Genomic DNA, 17,429 nt, shown 5'->3' on the forward strand with positions numbered 1-17,429 from the left:
GTGCAGGAGCCGGCGGGGCGGCGAGGGCGGTTTAATCGATACACCGCGTTGCTTGGTTCGCTGGCAAGCCAGCTCCTACAGGGTTGGGCGAGGCGCGCAAAATGGCGGATATCTTAAAGCAAAACGGCGGCCAGAGGCCGCCGTTTAGTGCTTTGGATCGATTTAGGTTGCGGGAGCCGGCTGGCTTTCTTCCGCCGGTTTTGGCAGCGACGAAAGGAAGGCCATGACCAGCGCTGCCACGTAAGGCAAAGACTGCACCAGGAGCATGGTCACCCAGAAGCGCATGTCGTTGCTCGGCAGGCCCTGCACCAGGAAGATCCCCAGCGCCGCGCCCCACAACAGCAGCATGATGAACAGCTCTTCCCGGGCTTCCGAGATCGCCACCCAGAAGCCGTGGTTGTCGGCGTTCTTCGGGGTGCGGAAGAACGGAATGCTGCTGGTGAAGAAGCCGTACAGCACCGCCTTGGCGATGGTGTGGGACAAGGCCAGGCCCGCCAGGGCCGCGCAGAACGCGTCCTTGAGGTTGACCCCCACTGCACGGCGGTAGAGGAAGATGATCTTGCCCACCTTGAACACGAACAGCGCCAGCGGCGGGATGGCGAAGATCAGCAGCGGCGGGTCGACCCGTTGCGGCACGATGATCATCGCCGCCGACCACAGCAGGGCGCCGACGGTGAAGAAGATGTTCATGCCGTCCGCTACCCACGGCAGCCAACCCGCGAGGAAGTGGTAGCGCTGGCCACGGGTCAGCTCGGTGTTCTTGCCGCGCAGCAGGCTGGCGGTGTGGCGCTTGATGATCTGGATCGCGCCATAGGCCCAGCGGAAACGCTGCTTCTTGAAGTCGATGAAGGTGTCGGGCATCAGGCCCTTGCCGTAGCTTTCGTGGTGGTACGCCGCCGACAGGCCTTTCTCGAACACCCGCAGGCCCAGCTCGGCGTCTTCGCAGATGCACCAGTCGGCCCAGCCCAGCTCTTCGAGCACTGTGCGCCGGGTCATGGTCATGGTGCCGTGCTGGATGATCGCGTCACGGTCGTTGCGGGTGACCATGCCGATATGGAAGAAGCCTTTGTATTCCGCGTAGCAGAGCTTCTTGAAGGTGCTTTCGTTCTGGTCGCGATAGTCCTGGGGCGACTGCACGATGGCGATCTTCGGATCGGCGAAGTGCGGCACCATGTGCTTGAGCCAGTTGCGGTCGACGCAGTAGTCGGAGTCGATCACCGCGATCACTTCGGCGTCCTTGGCGGTGTGCGGCAACAGATAGTTCAGCGCACCGCCCTTGAAGCCGGCCAGGGGCGCGACGTGGAAGAACTTGAAGCGCGGGCCGAGGGTCTCGCAATAGGCCTGCACCGGTTCCCAGACCGCCGGGTCCTTGGTGTTGTTGTCGATGATCAGGACTTCGAAGTCCGGGTAATCGAGGTTGGCCAGGGCATTGAGGGTCTGTTTGACCATCTCCGGCGGCTCGTTGTAGCAGGGCACGTGGATCGAGACTTTCGGCCGGTAGCTGGAGTCCCCCTCCACCGGCAGGAATTCGCGCCGGCGCTTGTGGATCCACACCGCTTCGGCCAGTTCATGGGCCTCGGTCAGCAGTACGATGAACACCCCCAGCGCGCCGAGGGCCAGGAGGAAGCCCACCGTCAGGCTGAACCAGGTGCTGTATTGCTGGCTGTAGTCGTAGCCGATCCACACCAGCACCGAACCGCAGAGGAACGCGATAAAGGTCAGGAAGGTCCGGCCGCGCTGGCGCAGGGCCGAGCCGTCGATCATCAGCAGGGTCAGCGACAGCAGCGCCAGCACCACCGAGCCGATGGCCAGCACCCGCCATTGCGGGATCGCGACCACCGGGCCTTCGAAGTTGAATTTCTGCTGGCGCGCGGCGTTGAACACGCCCCAGTAGGCGCCCACCGAACCTTCGTCGCTGGCCTTCCACGGCTGGTCGAAGGCTTCGATGACAAAGTAGTTGTAGCCCTGGCGGTTGAGCTTGTTGACCAGGGTACGCAGGTAGATCGCCTGGTCCGCCGGGCTGGCGTCGGCGCCACCACGCATGCGGCCGTTGCTCGGCCAGCCCACTTCGGACAGCAGCAGCGGCTTTTTCGGGAACATCTTCTTCAGGTCCCGGGCGCGATCGAGGACGAACTGTTCGGCCTTGTCCACCGGGATGAACTCCCAGTAGGGCAGGATGTGCGCCGCGATCAGGTCGACGTGCTTGGCCAGCCCCGGGTTTTCCTCCCAGACGTGCCATTGCTCCGAGGTGGTGACCGGAACTTTTACCGCGGCACGCACCCGGTCGAGAATCACCGACAGTTGGTCGGCGGTGATTTCCTTGCGGAAGATCGCCTCGTTACCCACCACCACCCGCACGACGCTGCGGGAGGTATTGGCCAGTTCGATGGCACGCATGATTTCCCGCTCGTTGCGCTCCAGGTCCGGGCTGATCCAGATCCCCAGGGTCACGCGCAGGCCGAACTCTTCCGCGAGCCTCGGGATGTCTTCCAGGCTGCCGTCCACCGAATAGGTACGGATGTTGTCGGTCAGCTTGCTCATGATCTCCAGGTCGCGACGCATTTCATCGTCGGACGGGTACTGGTCCTTCTGCGGGAACTGGCCCTGCTGGAAAGGCGAGTAGGAAAAACCGGAGATCTGTTCCGGCCAGTCGGGGGCCGAGACCGGGCGATTGATCAGCGCCCAGAAACCGGTGAACAGCGCGGCAATGGCCAGCACTATCACCAGGTTGAGTCCAAATTTACGCGATGACATAGCTATTTCGGGTTCCAAAAGGTGTGGAACGAGGGAAGGGTTGGCAGGCGCCAAACGGCGGGCATCCTACACCGGCCCTCAACTGAGCGTACAGCGCACAGAGGAAAGCCAGACCTTGGGCACTGTATTCGGGTTTAAGTTCTTTACTTGTAGCTTCAAGGTTAAAACTTGTCGCGTTGAGGCCCTATAATGCGCGCCGGTTTTTTAGGTGATGGTCATGAGTACAGAAGATCCACGGTTTGCCGGCGTCGCCCGTTTGTATGGCATTGAAGGCCTGGAGCGGCTGCGGGCGGCCCATGTGGCGATCGTCGGCGTCGGCGGGGTCGGTTCCTGGGCGGCGGAAGCCATCGCCCGTTGCGGGGTGGGCGAGATCTCGCTGTTCGACCTCGATGACGTCTGCGTCAGCAACAGCAACCGCCAGTTGCACGCGCTGGACAGCACTGTGGGCAAGCCCAAGGTCGAGGTCATGGCCGAACGCCTGCGCGGCATCAATCCGGACTGCAAGGTGCACGCGGTGCCGGACTTCGTCACCCGCGAGACCATGGCCGAGTACATCACCCCAGACATCGATTGCGTGATCGACTGCATCGACAGCGTCAATGCCAAGGCGGCGCTGATTGCCTGGTGCAAGCGACGCAAGATCCAGATCATCACCACCGGCGGCGCGGGGGGCAGATCGACCCGACGCTGATCCAGGTCTGCGACCTGAACCGTACCTTCAATGACCCGTTGGCCTCCAAGGTGCGTTCCACCCTGCGCCGCGACTACGGTTTCTCGCGCACCGTAACCCGGCACTACAGCGTGCCTTGCGTGTTTTCCACCGAACAGCTGCGTTATCCGAAGCCGGACGGCAGCATCTGCCTGCAGAAGAGTTTTGTCGGCGATGGCGTCAAGCTCGACTGTGCCGGCGGCTTTGGCGCGGTGATGATGGTGACCGCGACCTTCGGCATGGTGGCGGCGACCAAGGCGGTGGACAAGATTGTCGCCGGCGTGCGCCGCCCGTCGGAACGCAGCAAACCCGCCGCCCCGTAGGAGCTGGCTTGCCAGCGAAGAGGGCCGCGAGGAGGGTGCAAGGCTTATGAGCCTGTTCGCCAGCAAGCTGGCTCCTACGGAGTTAGGGGGCGCTGGCCAGTTCGCTCATGCGTTGCAAGACGGCGTTCAGGCCATTGCTGCGTGAAGGCGAGAGTTGGCGCGACAGGCCCAACTGGTTGAACCAGTCGGCCAGGTCCACTTCCCGCAACTGCTGTGCCGTCAGGCCATTGACCCGCGCCAGGAGCAGGGCCACCAGCCCGCGAATCAGCCGCGCGTCGCTGGCCGCGGCAAACTGCCAATGACCGTTTTCCAGGGCCGCCACCAGCCAGACCTGGCTTTCACAGCCGTGCACCCGGTTGGCCTCGACCTGGTCGGCCTCGCTCAGGGGCGGCAGGCGCTCGCCCCATTGCATCAGCAGGCGCGCCCGCTGTTCCCAGCCGGCAGCCCCCTGGAAAATCTCCAGGGCGGCGACGGCATCCGCCGGCAGGCTCATCGCAGCAGCTCCAGGGCCTGATCCAGGGCTTCGAAGAAACGCTCCAGGTCCTCGGAATCGTTGTACAGCGCCAATGACACGCGAATCGCTCCGGCCAACCCCAGGCTCTTCATCAGCGGCATGGCGCAGTGGTGCCCGGCGCGTACGGCAATGCCTTGTTCGGTCAGCAGGTGCGCCAGGTCGGCGTTGTGCACCCCATCCACGACAAAACTGACCAGGGCCACTTGCGGCGAGCCCAGCAAGCGGATGCCATTGCGCGCCTGCAAGCCGTGCAGCAGGTAGGCGTGCAGCGCTGCTTCATGGTCGGCCAGTGCTTGCTGATCCAGGCCGGCGAGATAATCCAGGGTGGCACCCAGGCCGATGACCCCGGCAATCGGCGGTGTACCGGCCTCGAAGCCCAGGGGGGCGGGGTGGAAGCTGGCGTGCTGGTAATCGGCGTCCTGGACCATTTCACCGCCGAACTGCCAGTGGCGCAGGCCCTTGAGTGCTGCATGACGGCCAAACAGCACGCCGACCCCATCCGGGCCGTACAGCTTGTGGCTGGAGAACACATAGAAGTCGCAGCCCAGGGCCTGCACATCGTGGCGGCCATGGACCACGCCCTGGGCGCCGTCGATCACCGTCAGTGCGCCCTGGGCCCTGGCCATGGCCAGCAGTGGGGTCAAGGGTTGCCAGGCGCCAAGCACGTTGGACAGCTGGCTCACCGCCAGCAAACGGGTGCGCGGGCCGATCAAGCGGCTTGCCGCGTCGACGTCGATCAGGCCGTCCGGGTCCAGGGGCAGGACCATCAGCTTGAGCCCGCGACGTTGGGCCAGTTGCTGCCAGGGCAGCAGGTTGGCGTGGTGCTCCAGGGCGCTGATGACGATTTCATCGCCCGGGGAAAATTGGTGCTCCAGGCCGTAGGCCAGAAGATTCAGCGCGGAGGTCGCGCCGTGGGTGAAGACGATCTGCCCACTGTCACCGGCATTCAGCCATTGGCCGGCCTTGCTGCGGCTGTCTTCGAACGCTTGGGTGGCGTGGGCGCCGGGCAGGTGTTGCGCACGATGCACATTGGCCGCGCCATTGGCGTAGTAGTGCGCCAGCGCGTCCAGCAGGGCTTGGGGTTTTTGCGTGGTGGCGGCGTTGTCCAGGTACGTCTGGTCCTGGCGATGCAGGGCGGCGATGGCCGGGAAGTCGGCGCGCCAGGGGGAGGCTACAAGCATGGTGGCAGAACTCGTTTGAACAGGCCGGGCGCCGATGATAAGCGCCTGGCCGGTTCCAGTGAAACCGAATCGCTGCTTAGTTGTGAGCGTGCAGCGCTTCGTTCAGCTCGATGGCCGACTTGTGGGTCTTGCACTCCACGGCGCCGGTTTCCGAGTTGCGACGGAACAGCAGGTCCGGCTGGCCGGCCAGTTCCCGGGCCTTGAGCACTTTGACCAGCTGGTTGTTCTCGTCCAGCAGCGCCACCTTGGTGCCGGCGGTCACGTACAGGCCCGACTCCACGGTATTGCGGTCGCCCAGCGGGATGCCGATACCGGCGTTGGCGCCGATCAGGCAACCTTCGCCGACCTTGATCACGATGTTGCCGCCACCCGACAGGGTGCCCATGGTGGAGCAACCGCCGCCCAGGTCCGAGCCCTTGCCGACGAACACGCCCGCGGAAACCCGGCCTTCGATCATGCCCGGACCTTCGGTGCCGGCGTTGAAGTTGACGAAGCCTTCGTGCATCACGGTGGTGCCTTCGCCGATGTAGGCGCCCAGGCGGATCCGCGCACTGTCAGCGATACGCACGCCGCTCGGCACCACGTAGTCGGTCATTTTCGGGAACTTGTCCACCGAGAACACTTCCAGCAGCTCGCCGCGCAGGCGCGCTTCCAGTTGACGCTCGGCCAGCTCGCCCAGGTCGATCGCGCCCTGGCTGGTCCAGGCCACGTTCGGCAGCAGCGGGAACACGCCGGCCAGGCTCAGGCCGTGCGGCTTGACCAGGCGGTGGGACAGCAGGTGCAGCTTCAGGTAGGCCTCTGGAGTGGAGGTCAGCTGGGCATCTTCGGCCAGCAGGGTCGCTACCAGCGGCTTGTGGCTTTCGGCCAGGCGGGTCAGCAGGGCGGCCTGGGTAGCGTCGATGCTTTTCAGTGCGTCGGCCATTTGCGCGGCCTGGGCGGTGGTGAAGGTGATGGCCTGGTTGCCTTCGCTGTAGCCGAGGATCGGCGCTACGGCAGCGACGATTTCAGCCGCAGGCTGGAGCAGGGGCGATGCGTAAAACACTTCCAGCCAAGCGCCTTGGCGGTTCTGGGTGCCGACACCGAATGCCAGGCTGAACAGGGTAGTGGACATGCAGTTACCTCTTGCGAAATTGATTGAGCAGGCTTACTTGAGCGCCGCTGCGTAAAGGTCTGGCTTGAAGCCAATCAGGGTCTTGTCTCCGAGATCGAGCACCGGGCGCTTGATCATCGAAGGTTGCGCGAGCATCAGTTCAACGGCTTTCGCCTGGTCGAGATCGGCTTTGCTTTCGTCATCGAGTTTGCGAAAGGTCGTGCCCGCGCGGTTCAACACCACCTGCCAGCCGTGCTCGTCGCACCACTGATTCAGGTGCTCACGGTCAATGCCGGAGGTTTTGTAATCATGGAAGTCATAGCTGACAGCGTGTTCATCGAGCCAGGTGCGCGCCTTTTTCATGGTGTCACAGGCTTTGATGCCGAAAAGGTGCAACGTTTTGCTTGAAGCGGTCAAGGAATTGCCCCCTTTGGAGATGCTGGAGATGAAAGGTCACGGATTATGCCACGACCGCGCCGATTCGGCGTCGGCTGCTGCGGGGCTTTGTCGCATTGTGTTTCCACGCCCGGGCGCCGTTGCGACTTTTGTGCAGCGGCGTAAACGCAGCTTAAGCGGCTAATATGGCACTTCTGCGGTGAATTCCTGCCGCTGTTGTGTGTCTGCTTTGAAGTTTCAGATCGGGAAGCCCGCTTTATGCAAACCGCCTATACCGTCCTCATCCTGCTGATGCTGGTGAGCCTCTCGCGTCTTGTCGGACGGGTGATTCCACTGCCGCTGCCCCTGGTGCAGATTGCCGCCGGCGCCTTGCTGGCCTGGCCGACCCTGGGGCTGCACGTGGCCCTGGACCCGGAGCTGTTTCTCTTCCTGTTCTTGCCGCCGCTGTTGTTTTCCGATGGCTGGCGCATGCCCAAGCGCGAATTCTGGCGCCTGCGCGGGCCGATCCTGACCCTGGCAGTAGGGCTGGTGCTGTTCACCGTGGTGGGCGCCGGCTACTTCATCCATTGGCTGCTGCCGAGCATTCCGTTGCCGGTGGCCTTTGCCCTGGCCGCCGTGCTTTCGCCCACCGACGCCGTGGCAGTGTCGGCGATTTCCCAGAACCGCTTGCCCACGCCCCTGATGCACATGCTCCAGGGTGAGGCGCTGATGAATGACGCCTCGGGCCTGGTGACCTTCAAGTTCGCCCTGGCAGCGGCGGTGACCGGGGTGTTCTCCCTGGCCAACGCCAGCCTGACCTTTGTCCTGGTGGCGGTGGGCGGCCTGGCGGTCGGGGTGGCACTGAGCTGGCTGGTGGGGCGCCTGCGGGCCTGGATGATCGCCCGAGGCTGGGATGACCCGGCGACCCACGTGGTGTTCATGCTGCTTTTGCCGTTCGCCGCCTATGTGCTGGCCGAGCGCCTGGGGGCCTCGGGCATTCTCTCGGCGGTGGCGGCGGGGATGATGCAGAGCTGGCTCGACCTGCTGCCGCGCCAGACCAGCACCCGGCTGCTCAATCGCAGCGTCTGGTCACTGCTGGAGTTCGCCTTCAACGGCCTGATCTTCCTGCTCCTGGGGTTGCAGCTGCCGGACATCATCAAGGCCGTGGTCAGTCACGAGACCTCGCTGTGGCCGACCCTGTTCTACCGTTGCCTGGATGTGGTGGCGATTTTCCTGGTGCTGCTGGTGTTGCGTTTCATCTGGGTGCAGAGCATCTGGCGCCTGTCCGGCCTGCTGCGGCGCTGGCGCGGCAAGGGCGAATTGACCCTGGTGCCGACCGCCCGTTCCTGCTGGTTGCTGACCGTGGGTGGAGTGCGCGGGGCGGTAACCCTGGCCGGTGTGATGTCGGTACCGTTGTTTCTCGGTGCCGGTGAAGCCTTTCCGGAGCGCGACCTGCTGATCTTCATCGCTGCCGGGGTGATCCTGCTGTCCCTGGTGGCGGCCTGCATTGCCCTGCCGCTGCTGCTGCGCGGCATTGTGAAGAGCCCTGACGACAAGCGCCGTGGGGAAGTGCGGGATGCCTGGCGCAAGACTGCCGAAGCGGCGATCCATGCCCTGGAGGCCGAAGAGGTGGCTGACACCGGTGAAACCCCGGATGCCGCCCAGTCGGCCCTGGCCACCGAACTCAAGGGGCGCTTGATGGCCGAGTACCGGCATCAGTTGGAGGTCTACAACGATTCCGCCGAGGCCCAGGCCCTGGCGTTCCAGATGGACTTGCTGGAGCGGCGCCTGCGGATCAAGGCCCTGCGTGCGCAACGGCTGGAGCTGTATCGGCTGAGCCGCCAGCATCAGATTGGCGACGATGTGCTACGCGAAGTACTGGCCGACCTGGATATGAGCGAGGCCAATCTGGGGCAGGTGAAGTGAGGCGTTCGCCGGCAGTCGGCTCCTGCTGTGGGAGCCGGCTTGCCGGCGAAAGGCCTCAAGTGCGACGCAGCACGAAATCGCGAATCCGTTCCGCGGCTTCCACGCATTCCGCCAGCGGCGCTACCAGCGCCATGCGTACCCGGCCGGCGCCCGGGTTGGTGCCGTCCACATCCCGCGACAGGTAGGAGCCCGGAACCACGGTTACATGCTCCTGTTCGAACAGGTCGCGGCAGAAGGCTGCGTCATCCCCGGCCACGTTCGGCCACAGGTAGAAGCTGCCGTCCGGGCGCTGCACATCCATCACGGGCGCAAGGATCGCCAGCACCGCGTCGAATTTCTCCCGGTACAAGGCGCGGTTGGCGCGCACGTGCACTTCGTCGTTCCAGGCGGCGACGCTGGCGAGTTGGGTCTGCACCGGCATGGCGCAGCCGTGGTAGGTGCGGTACAGCAGGAAGCCCTTGAGAATCTCGGCATCACCGGCGACGAAGCCCGAGCGCAGGCCCGGCAGGTTGGAGCGCTTGGACAGGCTGTGGAACACCACGCAGCGCTTGAAGTCCTTGCGGCCCAGTTCGACGCAGGCGCTGAGCAGGCCCGGCGGCGGTGTCTGTTCGTCGAAGTACAGCTCGCTGTAGCACTCGTCGGCGGCGATCACGAAGTCGTGCTCGTCGGCCAGTGCGATCAGCTTCTTCAGGGTGTCCAGCGGGATCAGCGCGCCGGTGGGGTTGCCCGGCGAGCACAGGAAGAGGATCTGGCAGCGCTGCCAGATCTCCACCGGCACGGCGTCGAAGTCCGGGTTGAAGCCGTTTTCGTCGAGGCACGGCAGGTAGTGCGGCTTGGCCCCGGCGAGGAAGGCTGCGCCTTCGTAGATCTGATAGAAGGGGTTGGGGCTGACCACCAGGGCGTCTTCGCCGCGGTTGACCACGGTCTGGGTGAAGGCGAACAGCGCTTCGCGGGTGCCGTTGACCGGCAGTACATTGCGCGCCGGGTCGAGCCAGAGCGCGGGCACGCCAAAGCGCCGCTCGCACCAGCCGGCGATGGCTTCGCGCAGGGCCGGGATGCCCAGGGTGGTGGGGTAGACCGCCATCTGATCGAGGTTGCTGGCCAGGGCTTCGGCGACAAAGCTTGGCGAGCGGTGCTTGGGTTCGCCGATGGACAGGGCGATGGCGCGCTTGTCCGGGTTGGGCGTCACGGTGCCGAGCAAGGCGCGCAGCTTTTCGAACGGGTAGGGCTGCAACTGGTTCAGAGCGTTGTTCATGGAGGCGGTATCTCACTCAAAGCGGTGGTTCGGACCCGTCAGATGCTCAGGCGGGTCATTTCGATAGTCGGTTCGTGGCTGACGCTCAACTGCTCGACGATCGCATCCTGCAAGCGGCTGCACAGCTGGGGGTCGGACAGGGGCTGGTTGTGCGCATCGGTGATGAAGAACACGTCTTCCACGCGCTCGCCCAGGGTGGCGATCTTGGCGTTCTGCAGCGACAGGTCGAACTCCAGGAAGATCTTGCCGATCCGCGCCAGCAAACCCGGGCGATCCGGGGCGCTGAGTTCCAGCACGGTCACCGGGCGTTGGGCGTCGTTGTGGATAGTCACCTCGGGGGCGAAGGCAAAATGCTTGAGCTGGCGCGGCACCCGGCGCTGGATGATGGTCGGGTAGTCGTCGGGGTTGCGCAGGGCGTCGGTCAGGCCCTTGCGGATCTGCTCGACTCGCTGCGGGTTGTTGCCGATGGATTCGCCGTCGTTGTCCAGGACGATGTAGGTGTCGAGGGTGAACTGGCTGCTGGAGGTGATGATGCGCGCGTCATGGATGTTCAGGTTGAGCTGGTCCATGGCGGCCACGGTCACCGCGAAGAAGTCGTGCTGGTCCGGGGCGTAGATGAAGATCTGGGTGCCGCCCTCGAACTCGCGCTGGGTGATTTCCTTGATCAGCACCAGTGGCCCGCCATCGGCCGGCTGCTGGAGGATCGCGTCGCTGTGCCAGGCCACGTCGCCGGCGGTGTGGCGCAGGAAGTAGTCGTCCCCCAGTTGGGACCAGAGTTGTTCCACTTCGTCCGGGTCGGTGCCGTTGCGCACCAGGATGTCCAGGGCGGCGCTCTGGGTCTGGCGGATCTGCTCTTCGCGGTCCACCGGGTTTTCCAGGCCGCGGCGCAGGGCTCGCTTGGTCTCGGTGTAGAGCTGGCGCAACAGGCTGGCGCGCCAGGAGTTCCAGAGCGTCGGGTTGGTGGCGTAGATATCGGCGACGGTCAGTACGTAGAGGTAGTCGAGGCGGGTCTGGTCGACCACGATCTGTGCGAAATCGTGAATCACCTGCGGGTCGGACAAGTCCTTGCGCTGAGCCGTGGTGGACATCACCAGGTGGTTCTGCACCAGCCAGACGATCAGCCGGGTATCCCACTGCGGCAACTGGTGGCGCACGCAGAAGGCTTCGGCATCCACGGCGCCGATTTCCGAGTGGTCGCCATGACGGCCCTTGCCGATGTCGTGGTACAGACCGGCCAGGTAGATCAGCTCGGGCTTGGGCAGCTTGCCCATGAGCTTGCTGGCCAGCGGGAATTTCTCGGAGATCGGCGTGTACTGCATTTTGCGCAGGTGCTTGATCAGGTTCAGCGTGTGGGCGTCCACGGTATAGATGTGGAACAGGTCGTGCTGCATCTGCCCGACGATGAAGCCGAACTCCGGCAGGTAGCGTCCGAGAATGCCGTAGCGGTTCATCCGCCGCAGGTTGCGGTGGATGCCGATTTCGCACTTGAACAGCTCGATGAACAGGCTGGTGTTGCGGATATCGTGGCGGAAGTCGTCATCGATCAGGTGCCGGTGTTCGCGCAGCAGGCGGATGGTGTCGGCGCGCACGCCCTTGATTTCCGGGTGCTGGGCCATCAGCACGAAGATCTCCAGCATGGCGAACGGAGTGCGCTTGAACACGTTGTCGTTGATCGCCTCGATGTAGCCGTCGTGCAGTTGGAAGCGCGCATTGATCGGCTGTGGCGGTGCCTCGTCCTCGGGGGCGAGGATCACCTCCTCGAAGTGCTGGATGATCAGGTCGCTCAACTGGGCGATGCTCATCACCACCCGGTAGTACTGCTGCATGAAGCTTTCGATGCTCTGTTTCGCATCTTCGCCCTCGAAGCCCAGCAGGGTGGCGATGGAGCGCTGGTGGTCGAGCAGCAGGCGGTCCTCGGCGCGCCCCGCGAGCATGTGCAGCGCGTAGCGGACCTTCCACAGGAACTCCTGGGACGAGGCCAGGAGCGCGTTTTCGCTTTCCACCAGGAAGCCTTCGCCGGCCAGGGCCCGCAGGTTCAGGGTGCCGTACTGGCGGCGCGCGACCCAGAGGATGGTCTGGATGTCCCGCAACCCACCCGGCGAGCCTTTGACGTTGGGCTCCAGGTTGTATTCGGTGTCGTTGTACTTGTGATGGCGGGCCTTCTGCTCGGCCCGCTTGGCCAGGAAGAAATCCTTGCTCGGCCACATGTGCTCGGTGCTGGTCACTTGCAGCATGCGCTGGCGCAGGTGCTCGGGGCCGGCAATGGTGCGGCTTTCCATCAGGTTGGTGATCACCGTCAGGTCGGCCCGCGCCTGTTCGGCGCATTCGTCCACCGAGCGCACGCTTTGCCCGACTTCCAGGCCAATGTCCCAGAGCAGGGTAAGAAAGCGTTCGATGGAGTCGCGGAAAATTTCGTGGTCGGCGCTGTCCAGGAGGATCAGCAGGTCGATGTCGGAATAGGGGTGCAGCTCGCCGCGACCGTAGCCGCCGACCGCCACCAGGGCGATGTCGGCGTCTTCGCTCCAGCTGAACTGGTCCCAGGCCTTTTGCAGGATGTTATCGATGAACCAGGCGCGGTCTTCGATCAGCCGGCGGATCTCCCGCCCACTGCGAAAGCGCGTATCGAGCACTTCCCGTGCCTGGCGGATGGCCTTCTTGAAGGCGGCGATAGGGCTGGCCTTCAGCGCCAGTTCCGCCTGGAACTGGCCGCGGTCGAAGAGTTCGGGGTCCACCTGCGGCATCGATTGGCTTTCCTTTCTATCTATAAGGTCGGGACGCAGCGTTGTGGATCAGGCTGACACCCGGGCGATGGTGTCATCGCTGCGCAGGGTGAAGATCTCGTAGCCGGTCTCGGTGACCAGCAGGGTGTGTTCCCACTGCGCGGAGAGCTTGCGGTCCTTGGTGATGGCGGTCCAGCCGTCGCCCAGGACCTTGGTGTCGGCCTTGCCCTGGTTGATCATCGGCTCGATGGTGAAGGTCATGCCGGCCTTGAGCTCCATGCCGGTACCGGCACGGCCGTAGTGCAGGATCTGCGGCTCTTCGTGGAACACCTTGCCGATGCCGTGGCCGCAGAACTCGCGTACCACCGAGAAACCGTTCTTTTCCGCGTGCTTCTGGATCACTTCGCCGATGTCGCCCAGGCGGCAGCCCGGTTTCACCAGTTCAATGGCCTTGTACATGCATTCCTGGGTGATCTGCGACAGGCGCTCGGCCCAGACCGGCACGGTGCCGACGTGGAACATGCGGCTGGTGTCGCCGTGGTAGCCGTCCTTGATGACGGTCACATCGATGTTCAGGGTGTCGCCATCCTTCAGCGGCTTCTCGTTGGGAATGCCGTGGCACACCACGTGGTTGATCGAGGTGCAGATGGATTTGGGGAAGCCCTTGTAGTTCAGCGGGGCAGGGATCGCACCTTGCACATTGACGATGTAGTCATGGCAGATGCGGTCCAGTTCTTCGGTGGTGACACCGGGTTTGACATGCTCGGCAATCATTTCCAGCACGTCGGCGGCCAGTTTGCCGGCGACACGCATTTTGGCGATGTCCTCGGGAGTTTTGAGGGTGACGGTCATACAGGCTCTCTTGACGCCCAGGGGCGCGATAAACACGGAAATGGCTCGAAAACCCGCATGCGCAAGGCTTGGCCTACGATGGGCCAGCAAGGTTTTCAAAAGCCGCAAAGGTGCGATTCTAACAGAGGCTCAGCGCAAATCTGAGGTTCTGCTGGCGCTTCTCTCCATACAATGGTGCATTCTGGACCGATTCCAAGAGGCGGGCAAAATGCCTGCGGATCGCCGAGTGTGAATCCGGGTTCCGTTTTTGCCCTTGCTGTGGTATAAAATGCGCCGCTTTCCGGGGATGCCCCGAAAAGCTCAAACCCACACACGTGTCGACACGATGACCTGGGTGCCCTCAGCACAAGCTGTTGGTTGGTCATTGGGATACGTGGAGGCCTAACCCGACTTATTAAGGAACTATCATGTCCCAAGTCAACATGCGCGATATGCTGAAGGCCGGTGTGCACTTCGGTCACCAAACCCGTTACTGGAATCCGAAAATGGGCAAGTACATTTTCGGCGCGCGCAACAAGATCCACATCATCAACCTTGAAAAAACCCTGCCAATGTTCAACGAAGCTCTGACTTTCGTAGAGCGTCTGGCCCAGGGCAAAAACAAGATTCTGTTCGTCGGCACCAAGCGTTCCGCTGGCAAGATCGTTGCTGAAGAAGCAGCACGTTGCGGTTCGCCGTACGTCGATCACCGCTGGTTGGGCGGCATGCTGACCAACTACAAAACCATCCGTGCTTCCATCAAGCGTCTGCGTGACCTTGAAGTGCAAGCAGAAGACGGCACCTTCGCCAAGCTGACCAAGAAAGAGGCGCTGATGCGCACTCGCGATCTGGAAAAGCTGGATCGTTCCCTGGGTGGTATCAAGGACATGGGCGGCCTGCCTGACGCACTGTTCGTGATCGACGTTGACCACGAGCGCATCGCGATCACCGAAGCCAACAAGCTGGGCATCCCGGTCATCGGCGTTGTCGATACCAACAGCAGCCCGGAAGGCGTTGACTACATCATCCCAGGCAACGATGACGCCATTCGCGCCATCCAGCTGTACATGGGTTCGATGGCTGACGCTGTGATCCGTGGTCGTAACAACGTTGCTGGCGGCACCGAAGTGTTCGAAGAAGCTGCAGCACCGGCGGCTGAAGCCTGAGTAACTGACGCGTAGCGTTGACTCAGCACGCAAAAAGGGGGCTTGGCCCCCTTTTTGCCAACTCGAAAATCATTTCGTCGTCGCGCCCCGACAGTTTCTGTAATGCGGGGCTGTTATGAAGTGGTTTCGGGGCAATGCCCAAGAATTGAGCGCCCGTTCGATCGGGTGGAATGGTTGAAAACCTATCCAAGAGGATTTTGAAAATGGCAGAGATTACTGCAGCGTTGGTCAAAGAACTGCGCGAGCGTACCGGCGAAGGCATGATGGACTGCAAAAAGGCCTTGACCAAGGCCGGCGGCGACATCGAAAAAGCCATTGATGACATGCGTGCTTCCGGCGCCATCAAGGCTGCCAAGAAAGCAGGCAACGTTGCTGCTGAAGGCGCTATCGCCATCAAGGACGACGGTAAAGCCGCTGTCCTGCTGGAAGTCAACTCGCAGACCGACTTCCTGGCTCTGCAGGACGATTTCAAGGCATTCGTTGCCGCTAGCGTGGAAAAGGCTTTCGCTGACAAGCTGACCGACGCCGCTCCGCTGATCGAAGCTCAAGAAGCTGCCCGCCTGATCCTGGTTGGCAAGACTGGCGAGAACGTCAACATCCGTCGTCTGGCTCGCGTTGAAGGCGACGTGGTCGGCACCTACCTGCACGGCAACAAGATCGGTGTTGCGGTTGTTCTGAAAGGCGGTTCCGTTGAGCTGGCCAAAGACATCGCCATGCACGTAGCGGCCAGCAACCCTGAGTTCCTGCTGCCATCGCAAGTTTCGGCTGAAGCGATCGAGCGTGAAAAGGCTGTGTTCCTGCAGCTGAACGAAGACAAGATGAAAGGCAAGCCAGCCGAAATCGTTGAAAAAATGATCGCTGGCCGTATCAGCAAGTTCCTGGCCGAAGCCAGCCTGGTTGAGCAAGCTTTCGTCAAGGACCCAGAAATCACCGTAGGTGCTCTGGCCAAGAAAGGCGGCGCTGAAATCGTTTCCTTCACCCGTTTCGCGGTAGGTGAAGGCATCGAGAAGAAAGAAGACAACTTCGCCGAAGAAGTTGCTGCACAACTGGCTGCTGCCAAGCAACAGTAAGACGGTTTTTTCAACTGTCGCCCAGAAGAGGCTGCCCGCTCACGCGCGCAGCCTCTTTTCAAATGGGCAGGGTAATTTAGTTGTTTATCCTCGGAACCGCCTTACAAAGTCGTGTTCTGATGGCGCTGTGACAGCGTCAAGCTAGAGTGAACGCAGGCTGTAAACAGCCCGCAAAGAATTTTTTAAATACGCCGCAGGAGAGATTCGCAATGGCTCAGCAGGGCAGTGGTTATCAAGCTCGCTATAAACGCATTCTACTCAAGCTTAGCGGCGAGGCCCTGATGGGCTCGGAAGAGTTCGGGATCGATCCCAAGGTGCTGGATCGCATGGCGCTGGAAGTCGGCCAGCTGGTTGGTATCGGCGTCCAGGTAGGCTTGGTGATCGGTGGTGGCAACCTGTTCCGCGGCGCTGCATTGAGCGCGGCCGGGATGGATCGGGTCACGGGCGACCACATGGGCATGCTGGCCACTGTGATGAACGCCCTGGCCATGCGTGATGCACTGGAACGTGCGAATATCTCGGCCATCGTGATGTCGGCTATTTCCATGGTCGGCGTGACCGATCACTATGACCGTCGCAAGGCGATGCGCCACCTGAACTCCAAAGAGGTGGTGATCTTCGCGGCCGGTACCGGCAACCCGTTCTTCACCACCGACTCCGCAGCCTGCCTGCGCGCTATCGAGATCGATGCCGACGTGGTGCTCAAGGCAACCAAGGTCGATGGTGTTTACACTGCAGACCCGTTCAAGGACCCGCATGCCGAGAAGTTCGATCATCTGACTTACGATGAAGTGCTGGATCGCAAGCTGGGAGTGATGGACCTGACGGCAATCTGCCTGTGCCGCGACCACAAGATGCCGCTGCGGGTATTTAACATGAACAAGCCCGGCGCCCTGCTGAATATCGTGCATGGTGGCGCTGAAGGAACCCTGATCGAGGAAGGCGAGCAATGATCAACGAAATCAAGAAAGACGCTCAAGAGCGCATGAAGAAATCCCTGGAGTCCCTGGCCCATGCATTCGGCCAGATTCGCACCGGCAAGGCTCACCCCAGCATCCTGGGCAGTGTGATGGTGCCTTACTACGGTACCGACACACCGTTGAGTGGCGTTGCCAACGTTACCGTGAAGGACTCCCAGACCCTGCAGGTAGTGCCGTTCGAGCGCAATATGCTCGGAGCCATCGACAAGGCCATCGGCAGTGCCGGTCTTAACCTCAATCCGACCAACCTGGGTGAGCTGCTGCTGATCAAGATGGCACCGCTGACCGAGGAAACCCGCAAGGGCTTCACCAAGCAGGCGCGTGCTGCCGCCGAGGATGCGCGGGTTGCAGTGCGCAATATTCGCCGCGATGCCCTGGGTGAGTTGAAGAAGCTGACCAAGGACAAGGAAATCAGCGAAGACGAAGAGCGCCGTGGCAGCGCCGAAATCGATAAGCTGATCAAGGACTTTGAAGCTCAGATCGCCAAGGCGACTGAGGAAAAAGAAAAGGACTTGATGGCCGTATAAGGGTCAGG

13 protein-coding genes and 1 pseudogene are annotated in these 17,429 nt (G+C 62.4%); 6 read left to right on the top strand and 8 right to left on the bottom strand.

The window, feature by feature from the left end:
• Positions 1–162: 162 nt before the first annotated feature.
• A complete protein-coding gene (locus KI242_RS06135; RefSeq protein WP_015634324.1) occupies positions 163–2,754 on the bottom strand; it encodes a glycosyltransferase in 2,592 nt (863 codons plus the stop codon).
• Positions 2,755–2,965: 211 nt separating this feature from the next.
• Here KI242_RS06135 and tcdA point away from each other — a divergent pair.
• Positions 2,966–3,786: pseudogene (tcdA, locus tag KI242_RS06140) on the top strand (tRNA cyclic N6-threonylcarbamoyladenosine(37) synthase TcdA).
• An 82-nt stretch (positions 3,787–3,868) separates the two neighbouring features.
• Here tcdA and KI242_RS06145 read toward each other — a convergent pair.
• The 4 genes from KI242_RS06145 to KI242_RS06160 form a co-directional block, all read right to left on the bottom strand.
• Positions 3,869–4,279 (bottom strand): SufE family protein, encoded by a 411-nt coding sequence (locus KI242_RS06145; protein WP_011059516.1) that lies wholly within the window; start codon positions 4,277–4,279, stop codon positions 3,869–3,871.
• Complete coding sequence (locus tag KI242_RS06150; protein ID WP_212805989.1) at positions 4,276–5,481, bottom strand: aminotransferase class V-fold PLP-dependent enzyme; 1,206 nt, start codon at positions 5,479–5,481, stop codon at positions 4,276–4,278. The genes KI242_RS06145 and KI242_RS06150 overlap by 4 nt, the downstream gene beginning before the upstream one ends.
• A gap of 76 nt (positions 5,482–5,557) precedes the next feature.
• A complete protein-coding gene (dapD, locus tag KI242_RS06155) occupies positions 5,558–6,592 on the bottom strand; it encodes a 2,3,4,5-tetrahydropyridine-2,6-dicarboxylate N-succinyltransferase (protein WP_011059518.1) in 1,035 nt (344 codons plus the stop codon).
• 33 nt (positions 6,593–6,625) lie between these two features.
• Positions 6,626–6,988: an ArsC family reductase gene (locus KI242_RS06160; RefSeq protein WP_011059519.1), complete on the bottom strand. Its 363-nt coding sequence runs from the start codon at positions 6,986–6,988 to the stop codon at positions 6,626–6,628.
• A 237-nt stretch (positions 6,989–7,225) separates the two neighbouring features.
• Here KI242_RS06160 and KI242_RS06165 point away from each other — a divergent pair, with 237 nt between their 5' ends.
• Positions 7,226–8,872 (top strand): Na+/H+ antiporter, encoded by a 1,647-nt coding sequence (locus KI242_RS06165; protein ID WP_077933416.1) that lies wholly within the window; start codon positions 7,226–7,228, stop codon positions 8,870–8,872.
• 55 nt (positions 8,873–8,927) lie between these two features.
• Here KI242_RS06165 and dapC read toward each other — a convergent pair whose 3' ends face one another.
• Genes dapC through map form a run of 3 tightly spaced genes read right to left on the bottom strand, consistent with a single transcriptional unit; the run spans position 8,928 to position 13,699 of the window.
• Complete coding sequence (gene dapC, locus KI242_RS06170; RefSeq protein WP_077933417.1) at positions 8,928–10,127, bottom strand: succinyldiaminopimelate transaminase; 1,200 nt, start codon at positions 10,125–10,127, stop codon at positions 8,928–8,930.
• A 38-nt stretch (positions 10,128–10,165) separates the two neighbouring features.
• The gene (locus KI242_RS06175) at positions 10,166–12,868 is read right to left on the bottom strand and encodes a [protein-PII] uridylyltransferase (RefSeq protein WP_011059522.1); all 2,703 of its coding nucleotides are present in this window, start codon (positions 12,866–12,868) and stop codon (positions 10,166–10,168) included.
• Positions 12,869–12,916: 48 nt separating this feature from the next.
• Positions 12,917–13,699, bottom strand: coding sequence for a type I methionyl aminopeptidase (gene map, locus KI242_RS06180; RefSeq protein ID WP_011059523.1), 783 nt, complete (start codon positions 13,697–13,699; stop codon positions 12,917–12,919).
• A gap of 407 nt (positions 13,700–14,106) precedes the next feature.
• Here map and rpsB point away from each other — a divergent pair, with 407 nt between their 5' ends.
• The 4 genes from rpsB to frr all read left to right on the top strand — a co-directional run bounded on the left by rpsB (position 14,107) and on the right by frr (position 17,421).
• A complete protein-coding gene (gene rpsB, locus KI242_RS06185) occupies positions 14,107–14,844 on the top strand; it encodes a 30S ribosomal protein S2 (protein ID WP_011059524.1) in 738 nt (245 codons plus the stop codon).
• Positions 14,845–15,047: 203 nt separating this feature from the next.
• The gene (gene tsf, locus KI242_RS06190; RefSeq protein WP_011059525.1) at positions 15,048–15,914 is read left to right on the top strand and encodes a translation elongation factor Ts; all 867 of its coding nucleotides are present in this window, start codon (positions 15,048–15,050) and stop codon (positions 15,912–15,914) included.
• Positions 15,915–16,123: 209 nt separating this feature from the next.
• A complete protein-coding gene (gene pyrH / locus KI242_RS06195) occupies positions 16,124–16,867 on the top strand; it encodes a UMP kinase (protein WP_011059526.1) in 744 nt (247 codons plus the stop codon).
• Positions 16,864–17,421: a ribosome recycling factor gene (frr, locus tag KI242_RS06200; protein WP_011059527.1), complete on the top strand. Its 558-nt coding sequence runs from the start codon at positions 16,864–16,866 to the stop codon at positions 17,419–17,421. Before pyrH ends, frr begins: the two co-directional genes overlap by 4 nt.
• Positions 17,422–17,429: the final 8 nt, after the last annotated feature.

Origin of the sequence: Pseudomonas sp. Eqa60, from assembly GCF_018326405.1 — a bacterium.
Lineage (GTDB): Bacteria > Pseudomonadota > Gammaproteobacteria > Pseudomonadales > Pseudomonadaceae > Aquipseudomonas > Aquipseudomonas protegens.